Here is a 25118-nt window from a genome sequence, read left to right as displayed (position 1 = left end):
CGCTGCCTCGCTGGCGACGCTGGTTGTCGAGGCTCAATTGGCATCCCGTCGTCGAATACGAGATTCGCGAGATCGAATTCGAGCGCAGGAAGATCGAGCACGAGAACAGGAAGATCGAGCACGAGAACAGGAAGATCGAGCACGAGAAGCGGATGAAACAGCTCGAGAGCGAGATCGCGCGGCTCGAGCAAGCCAACTCCAGGCTCGAGCGCTTCGAGCGGGAGCACTTGTCTGGCTCGATCCCACCCCCCTCCACAGGAGATTCCTGCAGCTGATTGCTACCGAGCTCGCTGATCTCGCTGGCGGTTCGCCCTCGTGATCCAGCCTTCTCGCGCCATCGTGTCGAGCCCCAGCCCCAGCTCGCTGGCTGGCCGATCAGGACCTGCCCGCGGGAACTGATCGTGGTGCTCGATGGCACGCCCACCCGCTAAACCAGGCCGAGTGTTACCGGCGGCAACTGCTGCAGGATCCGGGGAGCGCCTGCTGATCCGCTGCCGCCGCGCTACGACACCGCCAACCAGATCACCGCGCTCGTCCACTGGTTGCGCCACCAGCCCTTGCCCCGTAGTGCCCGGGTGTGGATTGCCACCGATCCCGATCACACGGCCCGCATCGTGATCCTCGCCCGCATTGCCCTTGGCAGTCAGGGCATTCGCGTTGGCCCGGCCGATTTGCCTGCCCCCAGCCCTAGGAGTGTGTCGCACGTTGGGCCGAGGCCAGGAAGTGGTGAATCAGCCTCTGTGATTCAGGGACACCCGATCACAGCTTTGGCGAATCAGGCCCTCAGGCCGCTGCCGCGCTTGCCCTGAACAGCTTGAGGATGTTGTGGGTGGTGGCCATCAGCGCCCATTCCCCATTCACCTTCTCCAGCCCCCTCAATCGGAAGCGATCCAGACCTCTGGACCCTTTGATCTGGCCAAATACTGGTTCAACCACCGTCTTGCGCAGGGCATAGATCGCTTGGCCGGCTTTGGATCTGAGCTTCCGCTCCATCCGTCCGCGGGCATCAAGATCTCTGGGTGCTCGGCCCCGTGAGGGCCTGGGCCTCTGGCCGTGCTGCTGCCGGCTGGTGGAGATGTATGCCTGCAGCCCTTTCTCCTCACAGGCTTCCAGGTTGGCGGTGCTGCAGTAGCCGGCATCGGCGATCAAGGCATCTGGCAACTGCCCGGTGTTGGCCTCGATGAGCTCCAGCATGGGCAGCAGGTGCACCGCATCGCTGGGCTGGTTGCTGACGCCGATGGCCACGATCACTTGGTGGTCGCCATCGACGGCGGCTTGGGCGTTGTAGCCCTGGATCCAGCCGTCAGCGCCTTTGAGGATGTGGCTGTCGGGGTCGGTGTAGGCGAAGCCTTCCGCGCAGCGGTGATTCCGCTGCGCGGTCGGTTTGGGGTTGCCGGCTGCATCGGTGGGGAGCGTGCGCTGCGGCATCGCCAATCGATCGGTCTCGGCAGCGGCAACGCTGCTCAGCTCCGGGCCCGCGGCCTCGGCCTTCTCGAATGCCAACTTCTGAGCATCATCTGCACGCTTGCGCGCACCACGGCTGCGGCGTGCCGCCCGCTTGCTGTGCTGTTCGTCGCCACTGGCCTCGGCTGCTTCCGCCTCCTGCTCAGCCGCTTCTGCCTCAGCTTGCCTTTGACGCGTTTTGGCAGCAGCAGCCTCGGCCTCCAGCTCCGCCTTGGCCTTGCGGATCCACTCCAGCCGGCTGGAGCGTCGCTGCAGTTCCTCGGGGAGTTCGTCGCCCCGCTTGCCCTTGCCGACCTGCCCGTCCTCCTGGGCGTCGATGATCTCGGCCTTGCGCAGCAGCGCCCGCATTTCAGCCTCCAGCTGCCGCTCGGACTTCAGCATCCGCTCGTGGCTCATGGCCTTGTGCTTGCTGGCATTGGCGCGGATCTTGGTGCCATCCAGAGCCACCTGGCCAAGGCTCACCAGACCCGCCTTCTGGCAGAGCCGCAGCACCTGAACAAACAGGCCAGCCAGGGCATCCAGGTGCCGTCGGCGGAAGTCACTGATTCGGCTGTGGTCAGGCTTTTGGTTGCCGGTGAGCACCCGGAAGGCGACGTCCTCCCAGCAGGCCTTCTCGATCTTTCTGGAGCTGGGCAGCCCGACGCAGTAGGCGTACAGCAGCAACACCACCATCATCCGCGGGTCGTAGACCTTCTCTCCGCGGGGATCCTTCTGCCGGTAAACGGCGTAGATCGCCTCAAGATCCAGCTCAGAGGCCAGATCCAGCAGGAAGAACACCAGGTGGTTCTCTGGCAGCCACTCCACTGGTGACGGCGGAAAGAGCAGCGTCTGCTCGGGGTTCCAGGGGCGGAAGGACTTGGGCTTGACCATGCCCCATTCTCTCGCCCAGATCCATTGCTGCCACTTGGATCTGGGCAGATTTCAGGGCGTCTGTGGAGAGGCCGCGCCCTGATCTATGTGCGACACGCTCCTAGCGAGCACCGCAAGCCGCTTCGGGATGTCCTGCGCCTCACCCTCTGGCGCGCCACCGGCAGCACCGGCGCTTGGCTGGCTCCCCAGGTTGTTGCCTGCAAGCGGGCGGATTGTGGGGTTTAGGAGGTGTAGGCCGGCGGCGGACAACCCGTGATTCCACGGATGCTTCGCTAGTTTGCCTGTACTATTTTGCTTGCAGGGTTTGGGCTGGCTACGGTGGATTTGGGATTTGACCGTCAAGGCTGGATCACGGTGTTTGCCGGCCTGCTCCTTGCCCTGATCACCCTGCTCACGAGTTACGACCATGTCGATATCCTTGGAGCCGCTTCCTTCGATCTACCGCAGCAAGCAGGAATTCCTTGCATCGCTGCCGCCGTGGCGACGGCTGTTGCAGAAGCTCAATTGGCATCCAACGATCGACGTCGACGTGGAGCGCTACGCGATCGAGCAGAGGCTGCAACGGCTCAAGAGCGAGAACGCGCGGCTCGCGCAGATCAACTCCAGGCTCGAGCGCTTCGAGCGGGAGCACTTGTCTGGCTCGACCCCACCCCCCTCCACAGGAGATTCCTGCAGCTGATTGCTACCGAGCTCGCTGATCTCGCTGGCGGTTCGCCCTCGTGATCCAGCCCTCTCGCGCCATCGTGTCGAGCCCCAGCCCCAGCTCGCTGGCTGGCCGATCAGGACCTGCCCGCGGGAACTGATCGTGGTGCTCGATGGCACGCCCACCCGCTAAACCAGGCCGAGTGTTACCGGCGGCAACTGCTGCAGGATCCGGGGAGCGCCTGCTGATCCGCTGGCGCCGCGCTACGACACCGCCACCCAGATCACCGCGCTCGTCCACTGGTTGCGCCACCAGCCCTTGCCCCGTAGTGCCCGGGTGTGGATTGCCACCGATCCCGATCACACGGCCCGCGTCGTGATCCTCGCCCGCATTGCCCTTGGCAGTCAGGGCATTCGCGTTGGCCCGGCCGATTTGCCTGCCCCCAGCTCCGCTGAACGCCGCAAGCTTCTTCGGGATGCTCTGCGCCTCACTCTTTGGCGGGCCACTGGGAGCACCGGCGCCTGGCTGGCTCCCGAGGTTGCTGCCCGTAAACGGGTGGATTGTGGGGTGTAGGGGGTGTAGGCCTGCAGCCTCGTGAAAGCCGCTTGAACGTTGATCGAGAGCGAGAACGAACGGCTCGCCGAGCTCAACGCCAAGCTCAGTGCAATCTCGTCCAGCTCCGCCACCAACTCGAGCCCAGCGACCCAACACCCAACGTGTCCGAGATGTGATTTCCCTGCTAGATGGATACGGTGGGTTTGCAGCGTGATGGCAAGCACCGCGCTTCAGATGCCGTACAATGTCCGTACGTTTTCTTGCTCGCTGCGTTCCATGGTTCGAGTCCCGCCTCCGTCCTCCCGGCCGCTCAAGGCGAGCCGCATTGAGTTGAGGGCCAGTCAGGCCGATCGAGATCTGCTGGATCGGGCCGCTGCTGCTCTCAGCACCGATCGCAGTTCCTTTTTGCTCAGCCAAGGCCGCCTGGCAGCCCATCAAGTGCTGGCTGATCGTGAGCACTTTGTTCTCGATGCCGCTGCCCAACAGGAATGGGAGCGGATCAACAGTTGCCCCGCCCGCGTCCTGCCTGGTCTGAAGCGTTTGTTGGAGCGGCCTTCACCCTTTGTGCCGCAGGCATGAGTGGATACCGGCCGCCGGTGCTGCTGGCGGCCAGCCATCAGCTCGGCGGATTCCAATGTCGCTCCCAGGCGCAAACAGCCTGGCTGGTGGAGATGGCCCGGCAGGCCCATGGAACCGGCACCACCAGGGTGTTCGTTGTGTCTCCCGTCGATCAGCCGGCCGTGGTGGCCTACTACGCCTGGTGCATGGCGAGCGTGGCCATCGCCGATCTGCCTGAGCGGCTGCGCCGCGGTGCCGGCCGCTATCCCCAGCCCGTGGCCTTGCTGGCGCGCCTGGGGGTGGATCAACGCCATGAAGGTCAAGGTCTTGGAGCCGCCCTGCTGGCTGATGTGATCACACGCGTGGCCAGCATCAGCGATGCCATTGGCTGTCGCGCGTTGCTGGTGCATGCCGAATCAGAGCAAGCCCGGGGGTTCTACGAGCATCTGATTCCAGAGTTCCAGCGCTCACCCACGGATCCCCTCCATCTGGTGCTGTTGCTCAAGGACATCCGCTGCACCCTGAAGGCCTTCGGCACTTGATCTGCGATCCATGCCGCTGGCAGTACCCGGCCTGATGCGGCTCCAGCCCCTGCCCGAGCTGCTGCAGGGCTACGACACCGCCACCCAGATCACCGCCCTCGCCCACTGGTTGCGCCACCAGCCCTCCCCCCGCAGTGCCCGGGTGTGGATTGCCACTGGTCCCGATCACACCGCCCGCGCCGTAGTGCTTGCCCGCATTGCCATCGGCAGCCAGGGCATTCGCGTTGGCCCGGCCGATTGGCCTACCTCCAGCCCCAGCGAGCACCGCAAGCTGCTTCGGGATGCTCTGCGCCTCACCCTTTGGCGCGCCACTGGCAGCACCGGCGCTTGGCTGGCTCCCCAGGTTGTTGCCCGCAAACGCGCGAATTGTGGGGTGTAGTTGGTGCAGCACCTGGCTGGGCCTCTCCGTGATTTCACTGCTCAAGTAGTACGGGGGAATGGCTTGAGGCCCCTAGACCTGCCGCGGCGCTCAGGCCCCCCATTGGTGCCGCACGAAAGTCGCGGTACTGAATGCTGTCGCCCTCGCTCGCCATGGCTTCCGCGCTCCATCCGCCCGCCATCAAGCTCGTCGGCAGCAATGGCCAGATCTCGCTGGGCAAGCAGTACGCCGGCCGCCATGTTCTGGTGGAAGAGCCTGAGCCGGGTGTTTGGATCGTTCGCACCGCCACAGTGATTCCAGACAATGAGCGCTGGTTACACGAACCCGCTGCCGCAGCAGCCCTGCAGGCTGCAATGGTCTGGTCCGCCAGTCACCCACCAGCGGATGCCGATCTGGATGAAACCCTGACGCGCCTTGGCTGTGATGAAGCCTGAAGGCTGCATCAGGCTGGATCTGAACAACCCGGTGTTTCAGGAGCAGTTGCTCACGCTGCAGAAGGCTGAGCGCCATGAGGCACTCGACACCCTCAACAAGATCCGCCAGCTCACCTGGAACCAGCTCTATCGCGACCCAGGGATCAAGTGGGAGAAGATCACAAGCATCAAGCCACCGGCTGGAATCGATGCCGTCTACTTTCTGCGGATTAGCCGTTCACGCAGGGCAACAGCGCATCGTGAGGGTGATTACATGCGGCTACTCACCATTGCCCCGGATCACGACGCGACCTACGGGAGGAAATGATTCATAAGTTTCAGGCTGCAGCAAATGGCACCCCAGTTCGACTCCTAATATCCCCGCCGGTGAAGGAAGCATGGATGCCAGAGCAGGCACCTCAGCCTCTAGCGGGCGACTAGGACGCAGGCGCCTGGCTGGTTCCCCAGGTTGTTGACCGCAAACGCGCAGCCTGTGGGCTGTTGTAGCCCTTCCATCACCCACCCTCTCAGCCCCTGTCGCGATTGCGGCGGGGGCTTTTTTTATGGCTTTCCGTTCGTTTCCTCCCAAGCTGCTGCACTTGCCGGCGTGGCTGAGGTGTGCCCATCAATTCTCTTACTGTTTTAAATTTATGCAGCCAAAGTTCAGCGATACGGTGTTGTGCAGTGCTTCAAGTCTGTGCGGCTAATTAATCCGTTGACTAGCACTGCCAAGCCCCGCAATGCCGGCACCATGCAAAGCCCCGCGGCTCTGCGTCGCGCCTTGATGAAGCTGCCCCCCCCCTGGGCCGCCGCCTGCTGCTCGGCACCATCGATGTGCTGCTGATCCCCCTGGCGATCTGGCTGAGCTTCTGGCTGCGCACCGCCCATCCCTTCAGCGAGGCCTTATCGAGCACCCTCTGGCTGTTGCCGGCCACCTGGGCTGTGGGCCTCAGCGTCTACGCCTTCAGCGGCCAATACCGCGGCCTCACCCGCTACGTGAGCAGCACCGCCTTCTATGCGGTGGCAGCCCGCAATGCAGCCCTGGTGCTGCTGGTGTATCTGCTCGGCACCCTGCTGCCGGTGCAGATGCCGCCCCGCAGCAGCTGGCCCCTGCTGTGGCTGCTGCTCACCGCCCTCACCGGGGGGGTGCGCCTTGTGCTGCGCGACCTGCTGCTGCAGGCCAGCCAGCCGCCCAGCACCAACCGGTCGCCGGTGGTGATTTACGGCGCCGGAGCAGCTGCGGCTCAGCTGGCCGCCGCCCTGCGCCTGGCCCGCAGCCACACGGTGGTGGCCTTCATCGACGATGCCCCTGAGCTCTGGCGCCGCGAACTCGATGGCGTGACGATCCACCCTCCCCAGCTGCTGGCTGAGCTGATCAGCCGCCACCAGGTGAGCCAGGTGCTGCTGGCCATCCCCTCCCTCAGCCGCAGCAAGCGCCGTCAAATTGTTCAAGACATTCAGCAGCTCGGTGCGTCGCTTCTTCAGGTGCCCTCGGTGGAGGAGATCACCAGTGGCCGGGCCCGTATCAACACCCTGCGCCCGGTGGCGATCGAAGAACTGCTGGGTCGCGATGCCGTGCCGCCCGATCCCCAGCTGCTCGGTCCCGGTGTGCGCGCTGCTGTGGTGTGCGTCACCGGTGCCGGCGGCTCAATCGGCTCCGAGCTCTGCCGCCAGATCCTGCGGCTTTCCCCCAAGGCCCTGGTGCTCCTCGAGCGCAGCGAGCCGGCTCTCTACGCCATCCACCAGGAGCTGCAGCAGCGCCTGCCCGCTGAGCTCCGCCTGGTGCCCGTGCTTGGCAATGCCGCCGATGCCGCCCTGGTGCAGCGCTGTTTCTCTGAGCAGGGCGTGAACGTGGTGTTCCACGCCGCCGCCTACAAGCACGTGCCCCTGGTGGAGGCCAATCCCCTGGCGGGCTTGGCCAACAACGTGCAGAGCACCCGCGTGGTGTGTCAGGCGGCCGAGCGCTGCGGGGTGAGCCAGGTGGTGCTGATTTCCACCGACAAAGCCGTGCGCCCCACCAACGTGATGGGCGCCAGCAAGCGGGTGGCCGAGCTGGTGGTGCAGGGCTTTGCCAAGCAGGCCAGCCGCCAGGCTGCCTCCAGCCGCTTCGCGATGGTGCGCTTCGGCAACGTGCTCGGCTCTTCCGGTTCGGTGGTGCCCCTGTTTCGTCAGCAGATCGCCGCCGGTGGACCCATCACCCTCACCCACCCGGAGATCATTCGCTATTTCATGACCATTCCCGAGGCCGCCCAGCTGGTGCTCCAGGCTGCTGCCCTCGCGGAAGGTGGTGATCTCTTTCTGCTCGACATGGGCGAGCCGGTGCGGATCCTTGATCTCGCCCGCCAGATGGTGCGCCTCAGTGGCCTGCGCGTGCGCGATTCCCACCACCCCGATGGCGACATCGAGATTCGCTGCACTGGCCTGCGCCCCGGCGAGAAGCTCTACGAGGAACTGCTGATCGAGGCCAGTTCTGAATCCACAGCCCATCCACTCATCTATCGCGCCCGCGAAGCCGCCCTCCCCCCCGAGCAGCTCTGGCCCCAGCTCGATGCCCTCGACGCGGCCATCGCCAGCCAAAATGCAAACGCAGCCCTGGAGCTGCTGGCCCAGCTCGTGCCCGAGTGGCAGCGCAGCGGAGAGTGAATAACGCAAGGCTGCAGCTCGCTGCTTTTTGTTGTGGGTAAATTATGCGTTTATGACCATAAAGTGGCAATCATGTTGTCGCCAGCCTGGTCCCCAGAGCGCAGCGTCGTGCAGATTGGCGTCGAAGCGACCGACCTGTGGAGGGGTCGTTCTTCTGATCGATCGTCGATCTGGGCTACGATAAATTTATGGATCTCGCAACCGTATCCCCCAAGTACCAGGTCGTCATCCCGAAGCGGGTGCGCGAGCAATTTGGCTTGAGCCCCGGTCAGCAGCTGCAGGTGATCGCCCTGCCGGGGCGGATTGAGTTGGTGCCGAGCCAGCCCCCTGTCGCCCTTCGAGGTTTTCTGCATGGGGAAAACACCTTTGCGCGAGAGGCTGACCGGCTGTGAGTGTCCAGCCAGCGGTGGTTGACTCCTCTGGGTGGATTGAGGTGTTCACCGATGGCCCCCAAGCCAGCCGCTTTGTGGCCGTGCTCGACTCTGCGGCAACCCTGGTGGTGCCGGTGATCAGCATTCTTGAGGTGTTCAAGTGGGTGCTGCGTGAGCACAGCGAGGCCCAGGCCATCCAGGCGGTCGCCGCCATGCAGAGAGGGCTTATGGTGGATCTCGACAGCACGCTCGCGATCGCAGCGGCCCAGCTCAGCCACGCCCATCGCCTGCCGATGGCCGACAGCATCATCTTGGCCACGGCCCGATCCCATCAGGCCCGGCTTCACACGATGGATGCCGACTTCCGCGGCCTCGGCGACGACGTGGAATTGATCGAGAAGCAGCAAAAGGCCTGACGATCAGGCTCAACCCACGTTCCATTCCGGGAGGTGAGTCTTGCCCGCTGTCTCAGTGCAGGCTGCGGCGAAGCCTTTGTATGGGTACTTTTGCCGAAAAAACCCTGGTTTTTCTCATAGCAACTGTAATGCCTCCTGTGCCGCCCATGAGTGCCTCTCGATTGGAAGTGCGCCTGCCTGATCGCCTGATCGAGCGCCTTGAGTCGCTGGCCTCCTCCGAGGGACTCACAAAAACCGATGTTTTCCGCAGGGCTCTCGCGTTGTATTTGTTGGTGAAGGAGCGAGAAGAGGCTGGTGCCACCCTCCAGTTCGTAAAGAACGACCAGCGAGAAACACTGGTCAGCATCTGAATGAGCGACCCCAACGCTGATTTCAAGACGCTTCTTGAGCTCACAGGTTGTGTTCAGGTGAGAAGCGCTGAACATCCAGACGACCGCCGGCAACGGCACCGCCTTGAAAAAAGTGCGGTTTGGTTGATCGGTGCCATTGCCGGGTTCTCCAGTTGGTTCTTGGAGGAGCCGTCGGTTTTGCCTTGAAGCGGCCTTCTTGATGGATTTAGGCCTGACGCCACAGCATGAAAAGGCCCGCCGAACTGCGGCAATGACGCTCACCACCGTTTCTCCAGCATCTGGTGCGTCATTCGATGCCTTGGCGCCGCTGCGCCTACCGGCAGCATTGCGGCTGACGCCCGAGCAGTTCGAGCTGGTGTGTGCCGAGAACCGCGAAGCGGTGCTCGAGCTGGCTGCTAATGGAACCGTGATCGCGATGACGCCAACAGGCAGCGAAACCAGTGGCCGCAACGGCCGGTTGGTGATGCGGTTGTTGCTGTGGGCGGATCAATAAGGCGGCTGGAAGGTCTTCGAAAGTTCGGGGGGATTTCGCCTGCCCGATGGATCTTGCTGAGCCCGGATGCCTCGCTGGTGCGCCTCGAGCGCTGGCAGGCCCTCACGCCCGATCAGCAGCGACGCTTTGCTCCCCTCTGCCCCGACCTAGTGGTTGAGCTCGCCAGCCCCACCGACGAAGGTCCGCGTGGCCTCACCGCTCTGCGCCGCAAGATGGATGCGTACCAAAGCAATGGTGCCCGTCTGGGTTGGTTGCTCATTCCCCATGAGCGGGCTGTGGAGGTGTGGCCCGCCAGCGGTGAATCGCAGCGCCTGGAGCAGATCGCGTTGCTTCAAGCGGGCCCCGAGTTCCCCGGCCTGCAGTTGCAGCTGGCCGAGATCTGGGCGGGCTGAACGCCTCACCCACCGCACATCACTGCCATGGCTGCGATCGGACCTCCTGGTTCATGCTGCGCCGCTGACACCCCTCAACACACGTCAATAGGAGGACAGCGTTGGCTACAAACAGCTACGGATCGGCTCGGGCATCAGCTTTTCGTTGCTTCAAGAATGCCTTTTTGCGCATAGACGGGTGATTGGCGCTTGCAGCTGCGAGGGCATGCACGCCTGGGTCGTGATGGTGTCCACAATCGCTTCCAACGGGCCATGCTTCGTTAAAGCCGGGATTTCTTTCGCCAAAGCGTTCGATAGCTGTGGCCGGCTGCGGGCCCAGGTCGCCGACGTTCATCAACGGGCAGGAGGCAGCGTGAATGATCATGGATAGGATTTGGTAAGTCACCCTCCGGGGTGCCCTCTATGCGCAGCACCATTACCAGCCGCGGGCAGACCGTGATCCCTGCCCCCATCCGGGATGGCTTTCGCTGGGCCCCTCCAAGCGATTGGAATGGACCGTGGAGGCTGATGGCTCCATCCGGGTGGTGCCGGTGGATCTATCGCCGGTCAAAGCCTTTCGCGGCATGGGCCGCCGTGGTGGCTCCAGCCAGCGCTTGCTTGCTGATCGCGAAGCCGAGCGGCAGGCCGAGCGGGCGTCTGGCCACTGATTTCCGCCAAAACGGATTGATTCCCAGATGGGATCGCTACTCCTGCTCGACACATCGGCGCTACTCACCCTGCGCGACGACGAAGCCGGTGCCGGACGGGTTGAAGAGGCGCTTGAGCAGCCAGGGCGCTGCTACGCCTGCTTTCTCAGCCGGATGGAGGTTCTCCACCGCGTCTGGAAAGACGAAGACGAGCGCGGCGGCCGCGCAGCAGGTGGGCGCCACCCTGCTGCACAAGGATCTTGAGTTTCGTGCCATCGCCAACCTTCCGCAGGAATGGCTCGGTTGATCGTCAGATGGGCTTGCCCGTTTGGCATCCAACGATCGACGTCGACGTGGAGCGCTACGCGATCGAGCAAGCGATCAAGCGCCCCGACAGACGTTGTCTGGAAAGTGCATTGCAACATCGCTCCCACCGGTCACAGACCTGGCCAACGGAGGTGATAGGCGCGGCTGCGGCCCTCGCCGATCGGCTCGATCGCACGCAGCTCCACCAGCTCGGCCAGATCGCGCCAGGCTGTGGCGCGGCTCACCTTGGTGAGGCCGATGGCCTTGCGCAGGGTCATGCCGCCCGTGAACCCCTCCGGTTCGGCATCTAGCAACCGGTTGAGCAGTTTCTGCTGGCGGCTGTTGAGGCCGCTGTGGCGGTGGCTCCACCAGAAGGCGGCCTTGCGCCGCACCGCATCGATCACGGCGCCATTGGTGGCCGCCGCTGCGGTGAGCTGCTCCAGGAACCAGCGCAGCCAATCCGTGACATCCAGCTCTCCCCGTTGGCAGCGCTCCAGTGCCATGTAGTAGCCCTGCCGCTCCCTCAGGATCTGGGCGGAGAGGGCCAAGGCGCGGCCTTGTAGCGCCCGTTGGGCCTGAGCCTTGCAGTCCTGGGCGAGCAGCCGATCGGTGATGGCACGGGCTAAGCGGCCATTGCCGTCTTCATAGGGGTGGAGGGTGAGGAACCAGAGGTGGGCCAGGCCCGCGCGCAACAGCCCGTCCAGCTGCGCTGGAGGTGAGGCGACCCAATCCAGGAAGGTCTCCAGCTGCTCCTTGAGCTGGTCTCGAGGCGGCGCCTCATAGTGCAGTCGCTCACGGCCGATGGCGCCGGAGAGCACCTGCATCGGCGCCTCATCGCGCAGCTCACGGATCCGAATGGCGCGCAGGCCATCCGGGCCAGCGGCAAACAGGCGGTGGTGCCAGTGGTTCAGCGTGGCCAGGGTGAGGGGCTCATCCAAGCTGCTGGTGGCCTCCAGTAACACATCCAGCAGGCCCTCCACCTGGGCGCTGGCGGCCGGCTGCCCCTCGGCCAAGGGAAGGCGCAGCCGGCGCGCGATCGAGGAGCGCACCTGGCCGGGATCGAGCAGCTCGCCTTCGATGGCGGCCGTGCCCAGGCTCTCGCGGCCCAGCAAGGCGGAGATCGCTTCGCGATCGAGCGGGGGCTCCAGCGTCTTCAGCCGGCTCAGCAGCTCCTGGCGTGCAGCGCGGGCTTGCTCCAGCAGCGCCTCCAGAGCGGAGTCCTCCCAGCGGAACTGGGGCCAGTCCGCCTGCTGCCAGATCCAGGATGAAGCCATCATCGCACTCTAATCGCTTTGCCTGGTGAAGCGATTAGCTGGTGATCATCGCTTCACGGCTGTTGTCTCAGAGCTTCTTTTGCCAATGACGCCCATGTCGACCTCCTGGGAGCCGCTTCCGTCGATCTACCACAGCAAGCAGGATTTCCTTGCATCGCTGCCGCCGTGGCGACGGCCGCTATAGAACAGCAAGCTCAGTGCAATTTTGTCCAGCACAGGCACCAGCTCTACCTCTCCGAATGGCCTGGTGATGGCTAACGGCATGCTCACCCTTAACTAGTCAGGGCAGCTCCAGCCAGCTGCTCAGGGCATGCTCGACTTCAGCCAGTATTCCTGATTCCAGAATCCCCACCACGGCTGGTCTTGGCTTGCCTGAGTACACCCCAGAGATGGTAATCGTCACGATCAGACCCCGTTGTAGAGCCACTGTCATACGGTCCAATCAGGCCGGTCCGGAAGTTGCTCACTCCAATTGAGTGTGCCGCTATGTTCAGCAATCAAGGCCGACTGACGTTGAGCTTCATCGTTGTTACTAAAGCGCTGTACATAATGCGCGATCGCCTCACGCACACAAGCGCTACGGCTCTTTCCCATGCTGAGCGCAAGCTGATCCAACTGGTGCTCAAGCTCGGGCTCTACCCGCACGCCGATCACCTCCTGGATTTTGTTAAACGATTTGTTAAATAGCCTAGTGCCTTCTGCGTGTATCCCCACGCCCATGCCCGGGGGCAAACCGTGATCTCTGCTCCGATTCGGGCGAGCTTCTCCCTCGGTCCATCACAGCGGCTGGAATGGATTGTTGAGGCGTCTGGCCACTGAACATCGGCTCTGCTACGCCTGCTTTCTCAGCTCGCTCAGCGGAGGTCTGGACAGTTCAGGCGTTGAATCGGCGTAAGGTCAGATCGCAGCGCTGCTCGATCAGGTTGGCGATGTCCCCGATCAGTGCCTCATCTCGATAAGCCTCGTCGGCTTGCAGGCGGAAGGCGACCAAAGGAAGTTGCGCAGCCATCCGTAGCACCCGTTTTCTGGTCTGCGCCCACGACAAACCTGTTGCCTTGGCAAATTGTTCCCAATGGCGTTCTTGCACCTCACCAAATAGATATTTGCTGCCCAGCTTCATCGCCATCTTTGCAGTGAGCGTGGGATACACCGCTGTGGACAGCAGGTCGTAGAGCGGCGCGAGCGTTGGCGTTCTTTCGGTGTAGAGCAATGAGAAGTTCTTTGCGTGGGCGTCGTTGTTGCCGATTAGGGCGTTGAACACCACTGCATCCAGCAAACGGATCACTTGCGGAGCGCTGGGTCTAGTGGCTCTACGCAAAAGTCCAAAGCAGGCGTTCAGATCAGGGCCCCCTTCATTCTGATACTTCAGCTCGGGCGGAATGCCTAGCGCCTGGCAGAAGTCTTCCTGATGCAGCCGTAACCACCTCTCATCGTCTCTGCGGCTTCGGTCGTAGCGATGCACCACCAACACCTGCCGCTCTCCGGCCGTCAGGATCTCGGCGTCAGCCACCCGGAGCCCCATGGCTTGCCCCAAGGCCATGCAGAACGCCTCGTTGAGCACGCTGCCTTCCACTGCCGCAATGGCCGGTTTGAGGATGTGCGTGCTGGGCGTGCTGCCAAGGGGTAAGCCGATGCGGGCCCCGTTAAACACCACCGGCAACTTGTCTTGGGCGCCAGCCAGCGACAGCCGCAGACCATCGCGCTGCGCCAGCATTGGACGCTGGGGCAAGTCATTGAGCAGGGCGATCAGCTGATCCTGCTCCAGCCACTCCACAGCTTCTGTCTCAGTGACTTGATCGCCCGCTATCAGGCTCACTGCACCAGCGCAATCACCACCGATCGCGGCCAGCAGGCCGAAGTCATTGGACCTTGAGATCTGGCACTGCTGGGCAATCCGCTGCCTGAGTTGCCCCTCGGGCAGCAATCCAGCAAAAAATGGCCTGCAGGCCTGATCGCCAAACGGCTCTGCCTTTAGCGGCAAGCTTTGCGACAGCGCGATCGCCTGCGGTTGCTCCAGCCAGAGTGCGCAGTACTGAAATTGCAGCTCCCCGGCATTCAGCCAGAGCGTGCCTGCCCGCTGGTTGAGCAGCCACACCTCCAGGCTGGTGGTGATTTCACTGGCCACTGCTTTCCGTGTCCAGATGCAGGGTTCCACCCAGGGCGTCGATCACCCGCAATACCCGCTCCAGCTGCACTGTTGGTTTGCCAGCCTCCAGCTCCACCAAAAAGCGCAACCCCACCCCAGCCGCCAGGGCAAGATCCGCCTGGGTGAGCCGCAGTGTTTTGCGCGCCACCCGCAAGGCGGCCCCCAGATCATGCACGGCATGGATTGCCGTCATAACCGGTGCCCCTCTTGGTCCCGTACTGGAATAAAAAGACGCAAAGACGCCATGGTTCTTTGGAAATTACCGTTCGGGATCATTGCCGGATCCTAGGGCGAGTTGGCGCCTGATTGTCCCGACCGGGAATGGGCTTCGCTGGCGGATCCCGCCCCGCCTGTGTTTGTCGGTTGGTGAAGTGCTCTTCTGCGGTCAGGGCAGCTCCAGCCAGCTGCTCAGGGCATGCTCGACTTCAGCCAGTATTCCTGATTCCAGAATCCCCACCCCTGCGCCGAGAGCGGCCTGGAGCTGATCGAGAAACTGGCCTGGGCAGCCCTGCGTTGCCTCAGCCGGCGTCAAACACCCGCTTGCCGTCGGCTCGTTTCTGGTTGTGGCGCCTCGCTTCCCTGCGCGTGAATTCACTCACCGTGGGGTTGCCCACCACCGGATCCACATGGGCCACCTGCTCCCACAGATCCCGCGGCGCCCAGCGCACCGTGTGCTCCACCCGGTCGTGCTTGATCACATGGCACCAGCGGCTGCTGCCGCAGGCCGGGCAAAACAGCTCTTCCAGCCACTCGTTGCTCAGCACCAGCACCGGGTAAGCCTGGATCACCAGCTTGGCCCTCTTGTCGGCCATGCCCCTTTCCTTCAGCTGCTCGATCGTGAGCAGGTGCAGGAAATACTTCTTGCCGTTGCCCTCAATCAGTTGCTCCGGATGGGCCGGGCAGCACAGCTGGCGGCGTTGGGGCCGGCGGGAGCGTCGGGGTGTGTCGCTCAAGGGACAGCATTAGCTGAATTGAAAGTAGCGCCATTCGGCGAGTGCGGCCGCGAGCTTGTTGGCTCAAAATGAAGCGTTGAACAGCATCCGATGAACCGCTCGGCCGGCTGCAAAGCCAAGACGCCCTCAGCCATGCCCGTGCGCTCGTTGACGCAATCTGTGCTGCGTTGGCCCCAGCCTGAGCAGGTGTTGCACGAGGCGCGCGCCTGGGCAGATGAGCAGCGCCGTCTGCGGCCGAGCCTGCGGCGGATTGATGTGTTCGGCAGCTATGGCCGGGGCACCGCTTCGGTGGGCAGTGATCTGGATCTGCTGCTGATCGATGAAGCCGTCGATGGTCCCCAGCACCGGCGCCTCTGCGACTGGCCGCTTGAGCGTCTGCCGCTCAGCTGTGATGCCTTGGTGCTCACCCCCGCCGAACTTGAGCAGCTGTTTAGCGGTTCGAGCCGCATGGCCCAAGAGCTCCAGTCCGACCTCCTTTGGCTCAACTGAAGGCTGAGAGCTGGGACCGATCGCAACCGCTCCAGGCGGCGCGAGCAGCCTCCGTGGCCGCCACATCGAGTTTGGCGAGCGCCTCGCGTGCCTCGCTCTGGCGGGCCGTCAGCTCCTGGCGCCGCGCCTCCTGCCCGGCTTCCCAGCGGCGCCTTTCTGCCCCATCGGCCTCCCGCCAGCGGGCCAGGGCCTGGGCATAACGCTCCTGCTCCAGCTCCTGGTCCTCGCGGGTGAAGCGGTCCATCACCGCCGGATCGGGCGCCGCCGGCCGCGCCAAGGGCACAAAGCGCTGCTGGTTCAGCTGGCTGAGCGCGGCGACGCTGCGATCGTGCTCCAGCACGAGCTTCTGCACCGCCGGTTGTTGCTGGCGGCACCGGCTCACCAGGCCATCCAGCTGCTGTTGCCGTGCCGCCGCCGCCGCCCGCTGGCGCTCAGCCTCACCCCACCCGAACCCGTTGCAGCCCAGCAGTAGCAGGGTCGCCGCAGCGACCACCACCAAGGTGCTGGCCTGGGTGCTCTGGCGAAGGATGGAGCAGGCCTCCGTCCGCTGCATTGGGGGATCGACAACCGCTTCCAACCAACTGGATGGCGCGGCGCCTGTCAAGCCAAATCAGTGGCCGAGCCGGATCAGTGGCCGAGCCGCCGGGCCGCTTGCAGCAGTTCGGCTTCGGTGGCGGCATACACCTCTTCGGCTTCCTCGGTGCTGCGGCCGATGCAGGTCATGCCGAGCTTGCCGTATTCCGACAGGCAGCCCAGCAGGTGAAACACGCTGCCGCGCAGCTGGGCCGGGTCGAAATGCAGCCCGGCCTCGGCCACGATGTCGATCAGGTCCACCGGCAGCAGCCCGCGCAGGTGGGGGGCGGTGAGGTTGTCGGTGGCCTTGTAGTGCAGTGCTTGGCCGCTGGGGGCGCGGTAGAGCCCGCTGGCCGGATCCAGGGCGCCGCTGGTGATGGCGCTGAGGGCCATGTAGGGGTGGGTTGTGCCCCCCTGGCGCAGGTTCACCTCGATCGCCTGCAGGTCCCAGCGGTCGTTGAAGCGCCGGGCGATGAAATCCACCGCGTAGCGCTCCAGCGCCCCCTCTGCCGCCAGCGCCTCCCCCACCGCCTGGCCGTGGCGCATCAGCGCCAGCCGGTAGGGCTCGGCCGCCGGGAAGCTGCAGCCCAGGTAGGTCTGGCCGCTGGCGCCGCCCAGCACCTGCTCATGGCTCGAGAGCACCTCTACTTGGCCGGCTGTGCCGGGATGAATCGTGCCCTGCACGCTCGGTGAGCAGAGCTCCTCACCGCCTTCCAGCCAAGCCTCCACCAGCGCTCCCTGGGGTCCCAGCTGCTCCTTCCAGCCGGGTGATGGCATCGGCAGCGCCTCCAGGGCCTGGCGCAACCGCCGGCGGCGTTCGGCACCGCTGCACTCCTCCAGCTGCAGCGGCTCCAGCGCCAGCGGCGCGTTGCCTTCGCCGCTGAAACCCTCATTGAGCTTCACCACGCATTGGCGCAGCTCGGGATGGGCTTCCCAGAGCTCGGCGGTGGCTTCGGTGAGGTCGTCGAGGCTGTGGGTGAGGGGCGAGCCGGGCGGATGGGGCACGCCGCAGCGGGCGAACAGCTCGCGGCTGCCCGCCTTGCTGCCCCAGTAGCCCAGGGCCGGATCGGTGCCCAGCAGCGGCACCTGCAGCCGCTCCGAGAGCTGGCGCTCCAGGTCGCTCACCACGAAGCAATTGATGAAGCTGCGCCCCGGCCGCAGCAGCTCGCTGATCCGCGCCAGCAGGGCCGGCCGCTCCAGCAGCTTGGCGGTAAGGGGCCGGTTGGAGGCGTCGTCGGTGTCGACCAGGTGCAGCCGCCGCCGGGCGTGGGAGGTGGGCACCCCCGGCAGCAGCTCCAGCACCGCATCCACCACCAGCTCCCCCAGCGGTTTGCTGGTGGCATACACCATGCGCACCCCCGGATCCCGCAGCCGGATCAGCGAAAACAACTGGCGCTCCTCGTAGTGGTGGGCGCCCGTCACCAGGTCGATCTGGCTCTGGTCCATCGACAGCGACGGCACCATCAGCACGTCCATATCGGGCCCCTGGGCCTGGTTGACCCGGCTCCACTCCGGCTGCAGCTGGGCCTGGAGCTCGCGGAAGCTGAGCGGCGTCATGGCGGCAGGTGCAGGATCGGGGCCTGTCCACCATGCTGGCCACACTCTGCGCTGCAGCCCATGGCCGCCCCCCTGGTGCCTCCTGCCGTGCGTGCCCTGGGCTATGTCGCGGCCCTGCTCACCACCGTGAGCTTCTTCCCCCAGGCCCTCAAAACCCTGCGCAGCGGCGATACCAGCGGCATCTCCCTGCGCATGTATGGCCTTTTCACCGCCGGCATCGCCCTGTGGGCCGTCTACGGCGTCTGCACCGGCGATGGCCCCCTGATCGCTGCCAACCTGATCACCTTGGTGCCCGCCGGCATCGTGCTGGAGCGCAAGCTGCGCGCTAGGCGCTAAAAGCCTTGCGGGCTGGGATGGGGTAGGGGATGCGGCGGTGACGCATCCGCTTCCACACCCGCACAAAGGCCCGGATCAGCAACTCCAGCTCGGCCCGGCCGATGCCGCTTTCGGCCAATTGCCCGTCGTTCTGGCGGGCTTCCACGATGCGGCGCACCATCTGCTGGGCCTCCGTTTCGCTGGTGCCCGGTGGCAGGGAGCGCAGGGCCGCCTCACAGCCGTCGGCCAGCATCAGGATCGCCGTCTCGCGGCTGCGGGGCGTCGGCCCCCGGTAGCGAAACTGCTCCTCGGCGATGGCCGGATCCCGCTCCCGCGCCTGGTGCAGGAAGTAGCCCATCTTCAAGGTGCCCTGGTGCTCGGGGATGAAGTCGGCCAGGGGCCGCGGCAGCCGGTAGCGGCGAGCCAGTTTCAGCCCCTCGTCCACATGGGCCTGCAGGATCGCGGCACTGGCGAAGGGGTCGTTGAGGGCGTCGTGGGGGTTGCTGCCCTCGCCCTGGTTCTCGATGAACCACTGGGGGCCGTGCAGTTTGCCCACGTCGTGATACAGCGCCCCGGTGCGCACCAGGTCGATGTCGGCCTGGATCGCCCGGGCTCCCTCCTCGGCCAGGCCGGCAATCATCAGGGTGTGCTCGAAGGTGCCCGGTGCCTCCACCGATAGCCGCCGCAGCAGCGGCCGCTGCAGGTCGGCCAGTTCCATCAACCGCGCCCGGGTCACCAGCCCGAAGAAGGTTTCCACCAGCGGCGCCAGCAGCAGCCCGGCCATCAGCAGCCCGCCCAGAAGCAGCGCTTCGCTGAGCAGATCCACCTGACTGGGTCGCAGGACGGATTGCAGCAGCAGCCACTGCACGGCCAGGCCCGCTCCCGGCAGCAGCACCGCCAGCTGCAGCAGTTCGGCCCGGCTGCGCTGCCGTCCGGCCGCCACCGCCGCCACGCTGCCCACCGCCGCTGCCACCAGCAGCCGCACGGCCGTCAGGGCCGTCACCGGTAGGGGCCACAGCAAGGTGCCCGCCGCCAGCCAGGCCAGGCCGCAGGGGGTGCCCAGACCCTGGGCCAGCAGCAGGGCCGGCGGCACCAGCAGCACCAGGGGGCTGGCCAGCGGCCCCAGCCACAAGGTGAAGCCCTGCATCACCAGCAGGGCACCGAGGGCCAGCAGTGCCTGCCGCGGCTCCAGGCAGGCCCGCCAGCGCCGCAGCACCAGCACCAACACCCCCGCCACCGCCAGAGCCTCGAGGAAATGGCCCAGCCAGGTGAGCGGCCTGGGCCTGCGGTTCACCAAACCGAAGTAATCGAGCACGTCTAAGGCCTGGGGGCTGATCGTCTCCCCTTGGCGGGTGATCAGATCGCCCTGCTCCACCACGATCGTGGGGATGCCCTGCTGGGTGATCAGCGCCTCAATGCGCCGTTGGCTCAGCCCCGGATCACTGCGCAGGTTGGAGTGCCCCTGCAGTGCATTGGTCAGCAACCGGGCCCCCAGGCCCCGCGGCACCGACGCCAGCGGCTCCAGCTGCAGGGTGGCGGCTTGCAGCAGTTGCCCTTCGGCTAGGCCGGGGGCCACCCCCTGGCTGAGCATGCGCAGCTGGGCCTGACGCACCTCCCGCCCCCAGGCGGTGAGCTCAGCCGGTCCCACGGTTTTCAGCCAGGCTCGCTCCTCGGCGGTGATCGCCACTGGCTCCACCCGCGGCTGCTCCGCGTTGGCCTGCTGTTCCACCGCCTGCAGGCCCCTCTCCAGTTGTTGCCGGAGCAGCTGGTTGGTCTGCTGGTCCACCACCTGCACGGTGGTGCGCGGCACCATCTCCTGACGCCGCTCCTCCAGGGCCGTGCTGTCCACCACCCGGGCTGCCTTCGGTGCTCGAGCCGTGAAGGGAGCGCTCATGCCGGGGCGCAGGTTGGGCTCCACCAGCCAGGGCCAACTGGCCACCAGCGCCACCAGGGCGCACACCAGCAGCACCGAGGCCGTGTCGCGGCTGCGCCAGATGCCGGGGGGCTGCCGCGGGCGTTCCAGCCGCAGCAGCTTCCGCCACAGGGATCGCAGCTGCCTTAACACCATTCCAAAACGCTAGCGGGCCTGCCTGCGGGCGGGATTGCAAGCTGGTGTTGCGCAGCCTCGATTTGCTCCATGGCCCTCCGTCTGGACGGCCGCCAGCTGGCCGGCGAGATAGAAGCCCGGCTCCAGGCGGTGATCGCCGAGCATCTCCCCGTGGTGGGGCGCCCGCCCGGCCTGGCGGTGCTGCGGGTGGGCGACGACCCCGCCAGCGGCGTGTACGTGGCCAACAAAGAGAAGGCCTGCGCCCGGGTGGGCATCACCAGCCTGGGCGCCCATCTGCCGGCCGGCACGCCGGCAGCAGAGGTGTTGGCGGCCGTGCAGCGGCTCAACGCCGACCCCGCCTGCGACGGCATCCTGCTGCAGCTGCCCTTGCCGGACGGCCTCGATGAGGCGCCGCTGCTGCTGGCGATCGATCCGGAGAAGGATGCCGATGGGCTGCACACCCTCAACCTGGGCCGCTTGCTCAAGGGCGAACCCGGCCCGCGCAGCTGCACCCCCGCCGGCGTGATGGCGCTGTTGGCCCGCCAGGGGGTGACGCTCTCCGGCCAGCGCGCGGTGGTGGTGGGCCGCAGCATCCTGGTGGGCCAGCCGATGGCGCTGATGCTCCAGGCCGCCGATGCCACCGTTTCGGTGGCCCACTCACGCACCACCGATCTGGCTGCCCTCACCCGCCAGGCCGATGTGCTGGTGGTGGCCGCCGGCCGGCCGCGCATGATCGGCGCTGAGCACGTGAAATCTGGTGCCGTGGTGGTGGATGTGGGCATTCACCGCACCGAGAGCGGCCTCTGCGGCGACGTGCGCTTCGAGGAGGTGGAGCCGATCGCCAGCGCCATCAGCCCGGTGCCCGGTGGCGTTGGCCCCATGACCGTCACCATGCTGCTGGTCAACACCGTGGTGGCCTGGTGCCGCCGCGCCGGCGTCGACCACGGCCTCGGCGATCTGGTGCCCTGATCTGGTGCCCTGAGCTGATGTCCTGACGGGCCGCCGGGTCGTTGCGCGTTGGTGCCTCGCGCGTTGTTGAACGTTCTGTTTCACACATCCAAATCGCTCTGCAACAAACACCCGCCAGCGCTGGGCCGGCGGTTCGCCTGAGAGAATCCCGCCAGGAATGGCCAGAGGCCCAGCCCCCATGACCGCGGCGGTATCCACCTCCTTTGATTTCGCCGCCTATCTGGAGGCGAGCCGCCTACGGGTTGAGGCGGCCCTGGACGGCTCCCTCGGGCCGGAGCGCCCCGAATCGCTGCGGGAGGCGATGCGCTACTCGCTACTGGCCGGCGGCAAGCGGCTGCGGCCGATCCTCTGCCTGGCGGCCTGTGAGCTGGCGGGCGGCGAGAGCGATCTGGCGATGCCCACGGCGGTGGCGCTGGAGATGGTGCACACCATGTCGTTGATCCACGACGACCTGCCCGCCATGGACAACGACGATCTGCGCCGCGGCAGCCCCACTAACCACAAGGTGTACGGCGAGGCCAACGCGATCTTGGCTGGCGACGCCCTGCTTACCCGCGCCTTCGAGATGGTGGCGTTGCGTAGCCCCGGCGTGCCGGCTGAGCGGCTGCTGGCGGTGGTGGGTGAGCTGAGCCTGGCCTCTGGTGCCCCCGGTCTGGTGGGCGGCCAGGTGGTGGATCTGGAGTGCGAGGGCAAGAGCGTCGATCTCGACACCCTCGAATACATCCACCTGCACAAAACCGGTGCGCTGTTGAGTGCCTGCGTGCTCACCGGTGCCCTGATCGCCGGCGCTTCCGACGACCTGCTGGCGGCCCTGCGCACCTACGCCCGCGGCATCGGACTGGCCTTCCAGATCATCGACGACATCCTCGATGTCACCGCCAGCAGCGAGGTGTTGGGCAAGACCGCCGGCAAGGACCTCGCCGCCGACAAGACCACCTACCCCAAGCTCCTCGGCCTGGAGGAATCGCGCCAGCGGGCCGATGCCCTGGTGGCCGAGGCCAAGGCGGCCCTGGCCCCCTGGCACGCCAGTGCCGCGCCCCTGTTGGCCCTGGCCGACTACATCACGAGCCGCGACCGATGAGCGCCCCCCTTGCTGGGATCTTCGACAACGGCGTGATGTGGTGGGGGCTGGCGGCCTGCGGCGTGGCCCAGCTCTCCAAGCTGGTGATTGAGCTGGTGGTGCACCGCCGTTGGAATCCGCGGGTGCTGGTGGAAACCGGCGGCATGCCATCGAGCCACTCGGCCCTGCTCACCGGCACCACCGCCGCCCTCGGCTGGGTGCAGGGGTTTGACGGACCCCTGTTTGCCCTGGCGGCCGTGCTCTGTTTCGTGGTGCTCTACGACGCCTCCGGAGTGCGCCGCGCCGCCGGCCTCACTGCCGCCCGGGTGAATGCGATGGGTGACACCCCCAAGCCCCTCAAGGAAAACCTCGGCCACACCCGGTTGGAGGTGCTCATCGGTGCGCTGATGGGGCCGCTGGTGGCACTGCCCGGGCTGGTGCTGCTGGGTTCTCCGCTGCATCTGGCCCAGGGGCTGGGCTGGTTCACCGCGGTTGGTTGACGCGGTTGGCTGACGCCGCAGCATCGGGCCCCTCCGCGGCCCTCACCGCCGATCAGCAGGCCGCGGCCGCTGCCTTTGCCGACTGGCTGGCCGCCCCGGTTGACGGCACGCCGTTTGTGTTGAGCGGCTACGCCGGCACCGGCAAAACCTTTTTGTCGATGCGCTTTCTGGCCCAGGTGGAGGCCACCGGCCTCTGCTGGACCGTCGTCGCCCCCACCCACAAGGCCGTGGGCGTGCTGCGCTCCCACCTGGCCCTGGCGGGCCTGGCGCCCACCTGGTTTCCCTCCACCATCCACCGGCTGCTGCGCCTCAAGCTCAAGCGCCAGCGCGACATCGAACGCTGCGAGGAGACCGAGCAGACCGCCATGGCCCTCGAGCACCTGGGTCTGGTGCTGATCGATGAGGCTTCGATGGTGGATTCCACCCTGCTGGAGATCAGCCTGCGCTGCGCCCACCCCTTCCGCACCCGGTTGGTGTTTGTGGGCGATCCGGCCCAGCTGCCGCCCGTGGGGGAGCCCGAGAGCCCGGTGTTCAGCCTGGGCCGGGCCTGCCGGGCCGAACTGCGCCAGGTGGTGCGCCACCAGGGGCCGGTGCTGCGCCTGGCCTCGGGCCTGCGCCAGGGGGATCTGCCCTGCCGCCGGCCGCCGCCGCTGCCGCCGATCCGCACCGCCGCCGGTCAGGTGGCCCTGCTGGAGCGGCGTGAGTGGCTCGAGGCCGCCCAGGCCGCCCTGCGCCGCAGCGCCGACACCGACAACCCAGACCTGGCCCGCATCCTCTGCTACACAAACCGCTCCCTCGAGCAGCTGGTGCCGATCGCCCGCCGCGCCCTGCACGGCGAGATGGCCGACCAGCTGCCGGTGCTGCCCGGCGAGGTGCTGATCACCCGCGCTGCCGTGATGGCCCCCGCCTGCCGCGAGGGTGAGGACGCCGCCGAGGAGCCCGACATGCTGCTGGGCTCCAACCGGGAGCTGGTGGTGCGCGATGTCATCCCCGAGCGCTGCGACCTGGCCGATTTCGGCGTGGCTGATGCGGCGGTGATCGACACCCTCACGGCCCGGGTGGAGGCCGGCGACAGCCAGCTGAGCCTGAGGCTGCTGCCGCCCCTGGGCTCGGCGGCCCGGAGCGCCCTCGAGGCGGTGTTGGCCCGCCTGCGTCAACGGGCCAGGGATGCCGGCAAGCAGGAGGGTAAGGGCCTGTGGCGCCGCTTTTTCCTGGTGCGGGACGCCTTTGCCTCCCTCGGTCCGGCCGCCGTTCTCACCGTGCACCGCAGCCAGGGCAGCACCTTTGCTGAGGTGTTCGTCGATGCCGATGTGTTCTGGCCCAGCGACCCGGTGCTGCGCCGCCAGCTGGTGTACGTGGCGGTGAGCCGCGCCAGCCAGGCGGTGACGCTCCAGGCCGGGCCGCCGGCCGTCGGCCCCGGCGCCCTTGCCGAGCAGCAGCTCTGGAGCCAGTGGCTCCAGGCCGATCTCTGATCAGGCCAGCTTCGGGCTAGGCCAGCATGAGGCCCTCGATGCCCTGCCAGCCCAGGTAGACGGCGAGGGCCACGCTCACCAGGCCCACCAGCAGGTCGCCCTTGGCAAACAACCACTGCTTGCCCCGCTCCAGCAGCGGCAGGATCCGCTCCGGGCCGGCCAGTAGCAGGGCCAGCAGCGGCACTAGCAGGAGGCTGGCGCTCACCAGGCTGAACACGCCGGTGGCCAGCACCTCCGTGCCCCGGCCCAGGTTTGCCGCCAGCAGGCTGCCGGCAGTTTTGGCAAACAGAAACAGATCGTCGGGGCTGGCCACCTCAAGGGCCGCGCTGATTGCCAGCAGCAGCGGCAGGGGCATGGCGCAGAACTGATCCAACTTGCGTGTCCAGCCCGGTGGAGCAGCCCCCTCCTCCTCCTTGGTCAGCAGCTCCTTGAGGCCGAGCCCCAGCAGGGCGCCGGCCGCCAGCAGGTCGAGGCCAGTGCGGTGGCTGGTGCCTTTGTCCATCGTCAGCAGCAGACCGTGGCCCACGGTGAGCAGCAGCGTTACCGCCAGGGCCGCCGTGGCCAGCCAGCCCGCCACAAACCAGCCGCCGCGCTGCAGGGGTTTGGGGCCGAGCAGCAGCAGCAGCAGCAGGCCGATGTGCAGCGGCGAGAAGCCGATCGCCAGCCCGAAGGCCGCCAGCTCCCCCAGCAGGGCGCTCAGGCCGTTGGCAGCGGTCTGTGGATCAGCCATGTGGATCAGTCA

General features: G+C 66.2%; 33 protein-coding genes. 23 read left to right on the top strand and 10 right to left on the bottom strand.

Features of this window, described 5'->3' with window-relative positions; translation table 11 throughout:
* Nucleotides 1-275: hypothetical protein (locus tag KBY65_RS11780; RefSeq protein WP_255001684.1), on the top strand; the 275-nt coding region annotated here is incomplete at its 5' end.
* Nucleotides 276-783: 508 nt separating this feature from the next.
* On the opposite strand, the gene KBY65_RS11775 is transcribed toward KBY65_RS11780, so the two are convergent.
* Nucleotides 784-2334: an IS1182 family transposase gene (locus KBY65_RS11775; protein ID WP_255001683.1), complete on the bottom strand. Its 1551-nt coding sequence runs from the start codon at nucleotides 2332-2334 to the stop codon at nucleotides 784-786.
* A 406-nt stretch (nucleotides 2335-2740) separates the two neighbouring features.
* Here KBY65_RS11775 and KBY65_RS11770 point away from each other — a divergent pair, with 406 nt between their 5' ends.
* The 16 genes from KBY65_RS11770 (at nucleotide 2741) to KBY65_RS11700 (ending at nucleotide 10979) form a co-directional block, all read left to right on the top strand.
* The gene (locus KBY65_RS11770) at nucleotides 2741-3013 is read left to right on the top strand and encodes a hypothetical protein (RefSeq protein ID WP_254986931.1); all 273 of its coding nucleotides are present in this window, start codon (nucleotides 2741-2743) and stop codon (nucleotides 3011-3013) included.
* A gap of 267 nt (nucleotides 3014-3280) precedes the next feature.
* Nucleotides 3281-3550 (top strand): hypothetical protein, encoded by a 270-nt coding sequence (locus tag KBY65_RS11765; RefSeq protein WP_255001682.1) that lies wholly within the window; start codon nucleotides 3281-3283, stop codon nucleotides 3548-3550.
* Nucleotides 3551-3745: 195 nt separating this feature from the next.
* Nucleotides 3746-4111 carry a DUF1778 domain-containing protein gene (locus tag KBY65_RS11760; RefSeq protein WP_233128792.1) on the top strand — a complete coding sequence of 122 codons (366 nt, stop codon included), beginning with the start codon at nucleotides 3746-3748 and terminating at the stop codon, nucleotides 4109-4111.
* A complete protein-coding gene (locus KBY65_RS11755; RefSeq protein ID WP_094561705.1) occupies nucleotides 4108-4632 on the top strand; it encodes a GNAT family N-acetyltransferase in 525 nt (174 codons plus the stop codon). Before KBY65_RS11760 ends, KBY65_RS11755 begins: the two co-directional genes overlap by 4 nt.
* A gap of 10 nt (nucleotides 4633-4642) precedes the next feature.
* Nucleotides 4643-5011 carry a hypothetical protein gene (locus tag KBY65_RS11750; protein WP_255001681.1) on the top strand — a complete coding sequence of 123 codons (369 nt, stop codon included), beginning with the start codon at nucleotides 4643-4645 and terminating at the stop codon, nucleotides 5009-5011.
* 131 nt (nucleotides 5012-5142) lie between these two features.
* Entirely contained in the window at nucleotides 5143-5445 is a 303-nt protein-coding gene (locus tag KBY65_RS11745; RefSeq protein ID WP_255001680.1) for a hypothetical protein, read from the top strand.
* A complete protein-coding gene (locus KBY65_RS11740; protein ID WP_255001679.1) occupies nucleotides 5435-5752 on the top strand; it encodes a hypothetical protein in 318 nt (105 codons plus the stop codon). Before KBY65_RS11745 ends, KBY65_RS11740 begins: the two co-directional genes overlap by 11 nt.
* Before the next feature lie 506 nt (nucleotides 5753-6258).
* Complete coding sequence (locus tag KBY65_RS11735; protein WP_255001678.1) at nucleotides 6259-8067, top strand: polysaccharide biosynthesis protein; 1809 nt, start codon at nucleotides 6259-6261, stop codon at nucleotides 8065-8067.
* A gap of 188 nt (nucleotides 8068-8255) precedes the next feature.
* Nucleotides 8256-8459 (top strand): AbrB/MazE/SpoVT family DNA-binding domain-containing protein, encoded by a 204-nt coding sequence (locus KBY65_RS11730; protein ID WP_094561702.1) that lies wholly within the window; start codon nucleotides 8256-8258, stop codon nucleotides 8457-8459.
* Between the two features lie 14 nt (nucleotides 8460-8473).
* On the top strand, nucleotides 8474-8854 hold the full coding sequence (locus KBY65_RS11725; protein WP_255001677.1) for a type II toxin-antitoxin system VapC family toxin: 381 nt from the start codon (nucleotides 8474-8476) through the stop codon (nucleotides 8852-8854).
* A gap of 80 nt (nucleotides 8855-8934) precedes the next feature.
* A complete protein-coding gene (locus KBY65_RS11720) occupies nucleotides 8935-9204 on the top strand; it encodes a ribbon-helix-helix domain-containing protein (RefSeq protein WP_255001676.1) in 270 nt (89 codons plus the stop codon).
* Nucleotides 9205-9390, top strand: coding sequence for a hypothetical protein (locus KBY65_RS11715; RefSeq protein WP_254986936.1), 186 nt, complete (start codon nucleotides 9205-9207; stop codon nucleotides 9388-9390).
* 64 nt (nucleotides 9391-9454) lie between these two features.
* The gene (locus tag KBY65_RS13970) at nucleotides 9455-9697 is read left to right on the top strand and encodes a Uma2 family endonuclease (protein ID WP_315860077.1); all 243 of its coding nucleotides are present in this window, start codon (nucleotides 9455-9457) and stop codon (nucleotides 9695-9697) included.
* 53 nt (nucleotides 9698-9750) lie between these two features.
* Nucleotides 9751-10089, top strand: a complete 339-nt coding sequence (locus KBY65_RS13965; RefSeq protein ID WP_315860076.1) for a Uma2 family endonuclease — start codon at nucleotides 9751-9753, stop codon at nucleotides 10087-10089.
* Between the two features lie 485 nt (nucleotides 10090-10574).
* Nucleotides 10575-10736, top strand: coding sequence for an AbrB/MazE/SpoVT family DNA-binding domain-containing protein (locus tag KBY65_RS11705; protein WP_233128440.1), 162 nt, complete (start codon nucleotides 10575-10577; stop codon nucleotides 10734-10736).
* Between the two features lie 27 nt (nucleotides 10737-10763).
* On the top strand, nucleotides 10764-10979 hold the full coding sequence (locus KBY65_RS11700) for a PIN domain-containing protein (RefSeq protein WP_233128439.1): 216 nt from the start codon (nucleotides 10764-10766) through the stop codon (nucleotides 10977-10979).
* A 173-nt stretch (nucleotides 10980-11152) separates the two neighbouring features.
* On the opposite strand, the gene KBY65_RS11695 is transcribed toward KBY65_RS11700, so the two are convergent.
* The 5 genes from KBY65_RS11695 to KBY65_RS11675 all read right to left on the bottom strand — a co-directional run bounded on the left by KBY65_RS11695 (nucleotide 11153) and on the right by KBY65_RS11675 (nucleotide 15394).
* Nucleotides 11153-12295: a Fic family protein gene (locus KBY65_RS11695; RefSeq protein ID WP_255001674.1), complete on the bottom strand. Its 1143-nt coding sequence runs from the start codon at nucleotides 12293-12295 to the stop codon at nucleotides 11153-11155.
* Nucleotides 12296-12724: 429 nt separating this feature from the next.
* Nucleotides 12725-13015, bottom strand: a complete 291-nt coding sequence (locus tag KBY65_RS11690) for a ribbon-helix-helix protein, CopG family (RefSeq protein WP_255001673.1) — start codon at nucleotides 13013-13015, stop codon at nucleotides 12725-12727.
* A 154-nt stretch (nucleotides 13016-13169) separates the two neighbouring features.
* Nucleotides 13170-14420, bottom strand: coding sequence for a type II toxin-antitoxin system HipA family toxin (locus tag KBY65_RS11685; RefSeq protein ID WP_255001671.1), 1251 nt, complete (start codon nucleotides 14418-14420; stop codon nucleotides 13170-13172).
* On the bottom strand, nucleotides 14410-14634 hold the full coding sequence (locus KBY65_RS11680) for a helix-turn-helix transcriptional regulator (RefSeq protein WP_094559437.1): 225 nt from the start codon (nucleotides 14632-14634) through the stop codon (nucleotides 14410-14412). The genes KBY65_RS11685 and KBY65_RS11680 overlap by 11 nt, the downstream gene beginning before the upstream one ends.
* A 325-nt stretch (nucleotides 14635-14959) precedes the next feature.
* Nucleotides 14960-15394 (bottom strand): hypothetical protein, encoded by a 435-nt coding sequence (locus KBY65_RS11675; RefSeq protein ID WP_255001670.1) that lies wholly within the window; start codon nucleotides 15392-15394, stop codon nucleotides 14960-14962.
* A 138-nt stretch (nucleotides 15395-15532) separates the two neighbouring features.
* Here KBY65_RS11675 and KBY65_RS11670 point away from each other — a divergent pair, with 138 nt between their 5' ends.
* Nucleotides 15533-15883, top strand: a complete 351-nt coding sequence (locus tag KBY65_RS11670) for a nucleotidyltransferase domain-containing protein (protein WP_255001687.1) — start codon at nucleotides 15533-15535, stop codon at nucleotides 15881-15883.
* Here the strand turns inward: KBY65_RS11670 and KBY65_RS11665 are convergent.
* Both KBY65_RS11665 and KBY65_RS11660 read right to left on the bottom strand, forming a co-directional pair.
* On the bottom strand, nucleotides 15876-16436 hold the full coding sequence (locus KBY65_RS11665) for a hypothetical protein (protein WP_254986942.1): 561 nt from the start codon (nucleotides 16434-16436) through the stop codon (nucleotides 15876-15878). The two genes, KBY65_RS11670 and KBY65_RS11665, sit on opposite strands and share 8 nt — an antisense overlap.
* A 74-nt stretch (nucleotides 16437-16510) precedes the next feature.
* The gene (locus KBY65_RS11660; RefSeq protein WP_254986943.1) at nucleotides 16511-18013 is read right to left on the bottom strand and encodes a peptide ligase PGM1-related protein; all 1503 of its coding nucleotides are present in this window, start codon (nucleotides 18011-18013) and stop codon (nucleotides 16511-16513) included.
* Nucleotides 18014-18073: 60 nt separating this feature from the next.
* On the opposite strand from KBY65_RS11660, the gene KBY65_RS11655 reads away from it, so the two are divergent.
* Entirely contained in the window at nucleotides 18074-18349 is a 276-nt protein-coding gene (locus KBY65_RS11655) for a SemiSWEET family sugar transporter (RefSeq protein WP_254986944.1), read from the top strand.
* Here KBY65_RS11655 and KBY65_RS11650 read toward each other — a convergent pair.
* The gene (locus tag KBY65_RS11650) at nucleotides 18339-20396 is read right to left on the bottom strand and encodes an HDIG domain-containing metalloprotein (RefSeq protein WP_255001669.1); all 2058 of its coding nucleotides are present in this window, start codon (nucleotides 20394-20396) and stop codon (nucleotides 18339-18341) included. The two genes, KBY65_RS11655 and KBY65_RS11650, sit on opposite strands and share 11 nt — an antisense overlap.
* A 69-nt stretch (nucleotides 20397-20465) precedes the next feature.
* Between KBY65_RS11650 and folD the strand changes: the two genes are divergently transcribed.
* The 4 genes from folD to KBY65_RS11630 all read left to right on the top strand — a co-directional run bounded on the left by folD (nucleotide 20466) and on the right by KBY65_RS11630 (nucleotide 24376).
* Complete coding sequence (folD, locus tag KBY65_RS11645; protein ID WP_094559431.1) at nucleotides 20466-21344, top strand: bifunctional methylenetetrahydrofolate dehydrogenase/methenyltetrahydrofolate cyclohydrolase FolD; 879 nt, start codon at nucleotides 20466-20468, stop codon at nucleotides 21342-21344.
* A 178-nt stretch (nucleotides 21345-21522) separates the two neighbouring features.
* On the top strand, nucleotides 21523-22425 hold the full coding sequence (crtE, locus tag KBY65_RS11640) for a geranylgeranyl diphosphate synthase CrtE (RefSeq protein WP_094559430.1): 903 nt from the start codon (nucleotides 21523-21525) through the stop codon (nucleotides 22423-22425).
* Nucleotides 22422-22904: a divergent PAP2 family protein gene (locus KBY65_RS11635; RefSeq protein ID WP_255001668.1), complete on the top strand. Its 483-nt coding sequence runs from the start codon at nucleotides 22422-22424 to the stop codon at nucleotides 22902-22904. The genes crtE and KBY65_RS11635 overlap by 4 nt, the downstream gene beginning before the upstream one ends.
* A 5-nt stretch (nucleotides 22905-22909) precedes the next feature.
* Entirely contained in the window at nucleotides 22910-24376 is a 1467-nt protein-coding gene (locus tag KBY65_RS11630) for an ATP-dependent RecD-like DNA helicase (RefSeq protein WP_255001667.1), read from the top strand.
* Nucleotides 24377-24392: 16 nt separating this feature from the next.
* On the opposite strand, the gene KBY65_RS11625 is transcribed toward KBY65_RS11630, so the two are convergent.
* On the bottom strand, nucleotides 24393-25106 hold the full coding sequence (locus KBY65_RS11625; RefSeq protein ID WP_254986949.1) for a GAP family protein: 714 nt from the start codon (nucleotides 25104-25106) through the stop codon (nucleotides 24393-24395).
* Nucleotides 25107-25118: the final 12 nt, after the last annotated feature.

Source organism: Cyanobium sp. Alchichica 3B3-8F6, from assembly GCF_024346435.1.
Lineage (GTDB): Bacteria > Cyanobacteriota > Cyanobacteriia > PCC-6307 > Cyanobiaceae > Cyanobium_A.
This window is presented reverse-complemented; position numbering and strand designations above follow the sequence as displayed.